The 5,335-nt window shown below is 67.0% G+C and carries 5 protein-coding genes and 1 pseudogene; 5 read left to right on the top strand and 1 reads right to left on the bottom strand.

Going from position 1 to position 5,335, the window contains the following annotated elements; all coding sequences use genetic code 11:
• Positions 1-88: 88 nt before the first annotated feature.
• Entirely contained in the window at positions 89-877 is a 789-nt protein-coding gene (locus EN738_RS30270; protein WP_127286828.1) for a hypothetical protein, read from the bottom strand.
• A gap of 145 nt (positions 878-1,022) precedes the next feature.
• Between EN738_RS30270 and EN738_RS30265 the strand changes: the two genes are divergently transcribed.
• From EN738_RS30265 to EN738_RS30245, 5 genes and pseudogenes are all read left to right on the top strand, one after another.
• Complete coding sequence (locus EN738_RS30265; protein ID WP_127286827.1) at positions 1,023-1,655, top strand: DUF4129 domain-containing protein; 633 nt, start codon at positions 1,023-1,025, stop codon at positions 1,653-1,655.
• Positions 1,652-2,863, top strand: coding sequence for a DUF4350 domain-containing protein (locus EN738_RS30260; protein ID WP_127286826.1), 1,212 nt, complete (start codon positions 1,652-1,654; stop codon positions 2,861-2,863). The genes EN738_RS30265 and EN738_RS30260 overlap by 4 nt, the downstream gene beginning before the upstream one ends.
• Positions 2,850-3,806 carry a MoxR family ATPase gene (locus EN738_RS30255; RefSeq protein WP_127286825.1) on the top strand — a complete coding sequence of 319 codons (957 nt, stop codon included), beginning with the start codon at positions 2,850-2,852 and terminating at the stop codon, positions 3,804-3,806. The genes EN738_RS30260 and EN738_RS30255 overlap by 14 nt, the downstream gene beginning before the upstream one ends.
• On the top strand, positions 3,803-5,107 hold the full coding sequence (locus EN738_RS30250) for a DUF58 domain-containing protein (RefSeq protein ID WP_127286824.1): 1,305 nt from the start codon (positions 3,803-3,805) through the stop codon (positions 5,105-5,107). The genes EN738_RS30255 and EN738_RS30250 overlap by 4 nt, the downstream gene beginning before the upstream one ends.
• A pseudogene (locus EN738_RS30245) lies at positions 5,104-5,335 on the top strand (stage II sporulation protein M); the annotation flags it as partial. The gene EN738_RS30250 and the pseudogene EN738_RS30245, both read left to right, overlap by 4 nt.

Genomic DNA, 5,335 nt, shown 5'->3' with positions numbered 1-5,335 from the left:
GCGGCCTGAGGCGGTCGCCGATGGCGGCGCCGGCAAGGTCTCCGACGACGCCGCCTCCATCATGCGGTGAAGGCGGCGATCTTCTCCGTCAGGAAAAGATTTCCGCCAGATCCTCTACGCTGGTGCCTTCCTTGACCTGGCGCAACTCGACATAGGTGACCGCGGAGGCAATCGACATCAGCGTCGACATGAACGCCGAGACCACAGCGCCGAGGACAATGGCGATATATCCGCCAAAGAGCAGCACGACCGTGCCGAGCACCATCTGGATGCCAAAGGCGATCAGGATGAGGATCAGGAAGAGGCCGAACAGCGCCCAGCGGCTGCCCTTGGTGAGCGCACGGCTGCGCGACATGGAGCCGAAGACGCCGAGCCTCTCCTGCACCAGGGCGGGCACCGCCACCGACCAGCCAAGCCACAGGATGATGCCAGGCACCAGCAGCGCTATCGAGGCGAGGCCGGCGCCGAGGGCAACCATCAATCCGATGCCGATGGTCGGCAGCAGGCAGCGGAGCGCGATCTGGATGCAATCCCCGAAGGTCGGCTTCTTGCCGTTCATGTCCTCGATCGTTGCCCTGACCAGCGCCGACTGCAGCAGCAGCGACAGGATGAAATAGAGCATCGCGAAGACCAGGGTCAGCATCGAATCGCGGAACATGGTGGCGGGATCGGCCATAGCCAGCGCCGCCGGATCGCCAGCCGCCAGGCCGCCCATTCGCACCTCGTTCCATAACTGGAAAACGAATGTCGGCAGCCCCGAGAACAGCGCGGCAAGCCCCAGGCAAAGACCGATATTGCGATTGATGACGGCAAAGCTGTTGTTGAGTACCTTGCCGATCTGGAATTTCTCTGGCCGTGCCAGTGTCGTCGAAGTCATAGTCTGCCCCCTTAACCACAGCCGCATAATGGCTGGTTCGCATAACAGTAAATGTGACAAGATTAACACTTAGCGTCTAGCCTACTTGCAATTGTTGTGTCGCGTTGCCAGTGTCGGCGCGGCGGGTTTACGGGGGAGCGAGCGGGTGGCAGTTGCACAGCCGGGCACAGTGGACGCCGAATGGCTGGCGAAAGTGCACAAGCAGCTGCTGGCCGACACGTCCATACAGTTCGACCTGCCGGCCTTCGCGCAGCCCGAACCGCCGGCCTGGCTGAAGCCGCTGCTGGATTTCCTGTCGCAGCTCGGCCCCTATATGATCTACCTGTTCTGGGGCGCGGTCATATCGGGCGCCGTGATCATCCTGTTCCTGATCGTCCTCGAAATGAAAGGCATCGCCTGGCGCCTGCCGTGGCGACGCGCCCGGGGCGAAGCCGAGGCGCAGGAGGAATGGCGCCCCGATGCCGCGATGGCGCAGATCCTGCTGTCGGAAGCCGACGCGCTTGCGGCGCGCGGCGACTATGACGAGGCGGTCCATCTCCTGCTTCGTCGCAGCGTCGCCGACATAGCCGGGCGCCTGCCCGACTTCCTGCGTCCCTCGCTGACGGCGCGCGACATCGCCAATGCTCCTTCCCTGCCGGCGCGGCCACGCGGCGCGTTCAGCGAGATCGCACGCATCGTCGAGGCGGCGCTGTTCGCCCGCCGGCCCGTCGGCGCCGAAGGCTGGCAGCAGGCGCGCGGCGCCTATGAGCGGTTCGCCTTCCGGGATGCCTGGGCATGAGCGCGCCCGCGGCCGAGACGGCACAGGAACCGTTCAGCCGCAGGACGCTGTTCTGGGGCATTTTCGCGAGCCTGTTCGCGGCGGCGGGGTTCTTCCTGCTGTCGACCTATGCGCCGGATTTTCGCCAACCCGGCGGCGGCGCGACGCCGCTGTCCAAGGGCGGCTCCGGCTATGCGGGGCTGGTGGAATGGCTGAAGCTGACCGGGACTCCATCGCCGATGGCGCAAAGCGAGGAGGACCTCAGTACCGGCCTGATGTCCGGCTTCCTGCTGATCGTCACCATTTCGCCCGACAGCGACCCAGCCGCGCTCGACCGCATCGTCAAGCTCCGCGAAGACAAGGCCACGCTGTTCGTGCTGCCCAAATGGCAGACCATGCCGCTCGAGCAGCATGAAGGCTGGGATATCAAGATCGAGCGGCTGCCCGCTACGGCCGTGAACCAATGGCTGGACCGGATCGGCAAGGCAAAGCTTGGCGAAGGAAAGAGCACGGTCGAGCAACTCGACATCAACGGCCACCTCGTCGCGGCACCGGAAGACATGCAATGGGTGGCCGACGATCATCCGCTGATCTCGGCCGGCAAAGGCAAGGGCGTTCTCACCGAACTCGACGACAAGCCCTTCTACATCCTGACCGATCCGGACCTCATCAACAACGCAGCGCTCAAGGATCCCGACAGGGCCAGGGCGGCGCTCGATCTGATCGCCATGCTTGAGCCCGGCAAGGGCGCGGTGATGTTCGATCTCACGCTGCATGGCGCCGGGCGCAAATACGATCTCGCCAAACTTTTGGTCGAACCGCCCTTCCTGGCGCTGACGCTGTCGATCCTGGCCGCCGCTGCGCTGGCCTTCCTGCACGGGCTTGGCCGTTTCGGCCCGCCGCGCGCCGAGGGCCGGGCGATCGCTTTCGGCAAGCGGGCGCTGGTCGACACCACGGCGATGCTGTTCAAGCGCGCCGGACGGCTGGACGAGTTGGGCGACCGCTATGGCGCGCTGATGCGGCAGCGCGCTGGCGCGCTGCTCGGCGCGCCGCACGGGCTGCAGGGCGAGGCGCTCGACCGCTGGCTCGATTCCCGCGACAAGGGCGAGGCCCAGGGGTTCACGACGCGGCTCAAGGCCGCGGACAATGCCAGCTCGCTGGCGGACATGCATGAGGCAGCAGAGCGGCTGCACGACTGGACGGCAAGGAGGCTCGGTGAACGTCGATGATGTAAAGGCCCTGGCGACAGCGATCAGGGAAGAAGTGGCGAAAGCGATCACCGGCCAGCGCGACACGGTCGACCTGATGCTGACCGCCCTGTTCGCCGGCGGGCATATTTTGCTCGAAGGGCCGCCGGGGACCGCCAAGACCATGACAGCGCGCTGCTTCGCGCAGGCGCTCGGCGTCGCCTATGGGCGCATCCAGTTCACGCCGGACCTGATGCCCGGCGATATCGTCGGCTCCAACATCTACAATTTCCAGACCGGCCAGTTCACGCTGACGCGCGGCCCGATCTTCTGCGACCTGCTGCTTGCCGACGAGATCAACCGCACGCCGCCGAAGACGCAGGCCGCCCTGCTGGAAGCCATGCAGGAGCATGCCGTCACCTTCGACGGCACCACGCACTCGCTCGGCCGCAACTTCATGGTGGTGGCGACGCAGAACCCGATCGAGCATCAGGGCGTCTACCCCCTGCCCGAGGCGCAGCTCGACCGCTTCCTGTTCAAGCACCGGGTGAGCTATCCGGACCTGCAGGAGGAGCGCGCCATCATCGTCCATCACGGCGGCGGTTCCGCATCGCACGACATCGCGCAATACGGCATCAAGGCGCAGACCGACCGCAAGACACTGGAAAAGGCGCTCGACACCGTCGGCTCCGTCACCCTCGTCGACGATGTCGTCAACTATATCGCGGCGCTCGTGCGCGCCACGCGCGAGAGCCCCGACCTGGAGGTTGGCGCCAGCCCCCGCGCTGGCGCCATGCTGGCGCGGGCGGCCCGGGCGCGGGCGACGCTCGACGGCCGTTCCTATGTGATCCCCGACGACGTCAAGGCGCTCGCCGTGCCGGCGCTGCGCCACCGCGTCATCCTCTCGCCGGCCGCGCAGATCGACGGGCGGCTGGTGGAGCAGATCGTGTCCGACCTCGTCGACCAGACGGAAGCGCCGCGTTGATCTATCCGAGCGGTAGAGCGGTCTGGGCAGCGGCGGCGGGCGCGATCCCCGCCTTCCTGATCGCGCTCGCGCTGCCGTCCTTCTGGTATATCGGCCTGCTCTGGATCTGCCTGCTGCTTGCCTTCCTGGCGGTGGACGCGGCCGCCGGACGCGGGCGCGCCTCGCTCAGCGCCAGCCTCGACGCGCCGCCGCAGGTCGGCGTCGGCGGGCGTTTCGCCGTCCGCGTCGCCGCCGGTCTCGGCAAGCAGGCGCGCCTGCTGCAGGCGCGCGTGGGCCATGACCAGCGGCTGGAGCCGATCCATGGCACGGGCGGCGCGCTGCCGGCGAATGGCGGAACGCTCGACCTCGAATTCACGGCGCTGAGGCGCGGCATGGCCAATTTCGACCGCCTGTGGCTGCGCTGGCGCGGGCCGTTCGGGCTGGTCTGGAACCAGGTCGTGCTGCCGATGGACGAGAAGGTCGCTGTGCTGCCCGACGTCAGCCGCGCCCGCGACGAGGCGATCACGCTTCTGCAACGCTCGGCGCAGGCTGACGGCCATGCCCAAAAGCGGGCTGGCCAGGGCCGCGAATTCGAGGCGCTGAAGGACTACCAGCCCGGCATGGGCCGGCGGATGATCGACTGGAAGCGCAGCGCCCGCCACGGCAAGCTTTTGGCCCGCGAATTCCGGATCGAGGAGAACAACAGCATCGTGCTCGCCATCGACAGCGGACGCCTGATGTGCGAGCCGGTCGACGGCGTGCCCAAGGTCGACCGCGCGGTGACGGCGGCGCTGCTGTCAGCCTTCATCGCGCTGAAAGGTGGCGATCTCGTCAGCCTGTTCTCCTTCGATGCCAGGCCGCGCATCTCAAGCGGCGCGGTGCGCGGCTCGGCCAGCTTCCCGATGATCCAGAAGCGGGCGGCCGAAATCGACTATTCCAGCGAGGAAACCAATTTCACGCTGGCGCTGACGACGCTTTCGGGCAAGCTCGACCGGCGCTCGCTGGTCATCATCTTCACCGATTTCGTCGATCCGATCAGCGCCGAGCTGATGCTGCGCACCGTCGGCCGGCTGACCGAGCGGCATCTGGTGCTGTTCATGATGATGAAGGATGTCGAACTGGAGAGCCTCGCCGACATGCCGCCCGCGACGCCAGAGGATGTTGCGCGCGCCGTCACCGCCGGCGGCCTGCTGCGGGAACGGCAGGTCGTGATCGGCCGGCTGAGGCTGCTCGGCGCGCATGTGATCGAGGCCGACCACCAGCGGCTCGGCCCGGCGCTGGTTGAGCGCTATCTCGAGCTCAAGCAGGAGAATCTGCTGTGACGAACCCGGCCGGCACCGATGCGGTGCGCCAGACGCTGGCCAGCTTCCGCCAGGAACGCGAGGCCGACTGGAAGGCGTTCGAGGCGCTGCTGGCCCGGGTCGAGAAGCGGGCGCCGCGCACGCTTTCGGAAGAGGAACTGCTGTCGCTGCCGCTGCTCTATCGCTCGGCGCTGTCGTCACTGTCGGTGACCAGGGTTTCGCGCCACAGTGCGCGTATGGCGTTCGGCC

The organism is Mesorhizobium sp. M4B.F.Ca.ET.017.02.2.1 (assembly GCF_003998955.1).
Classification (GTDB): Bacteria; Pseudomonadota; Alphaproteobacteria; order Rhizobiales; family Rhizobiaceae; genus Mesorhizobium; species Mesorhizobium abyssinicae.
The sequence above is the reverse complement of the archived record's forward strand: the minus strand, read 5'-3'. Positions and strand labels throughout refer to the sequence as shown.

What these genes read in the sequence shown, in the direction of transcription:
- EN738_RS30260 (WP_127286826.1), top strand. Translation starts at nt 1,652, where the DNA reads ATGAGCGCGCCCGCGGCCGAGACGGCACAGGAACCGTTCAGCCGCAGG.
- EN738_RS30270 (WP_127286828.1), bottom strand. Translation starts at nt 877, where the DNA reads ATGACTTCGACGACACTGGCACGGCCAGAGAAATTCCAGATCGGCAAG.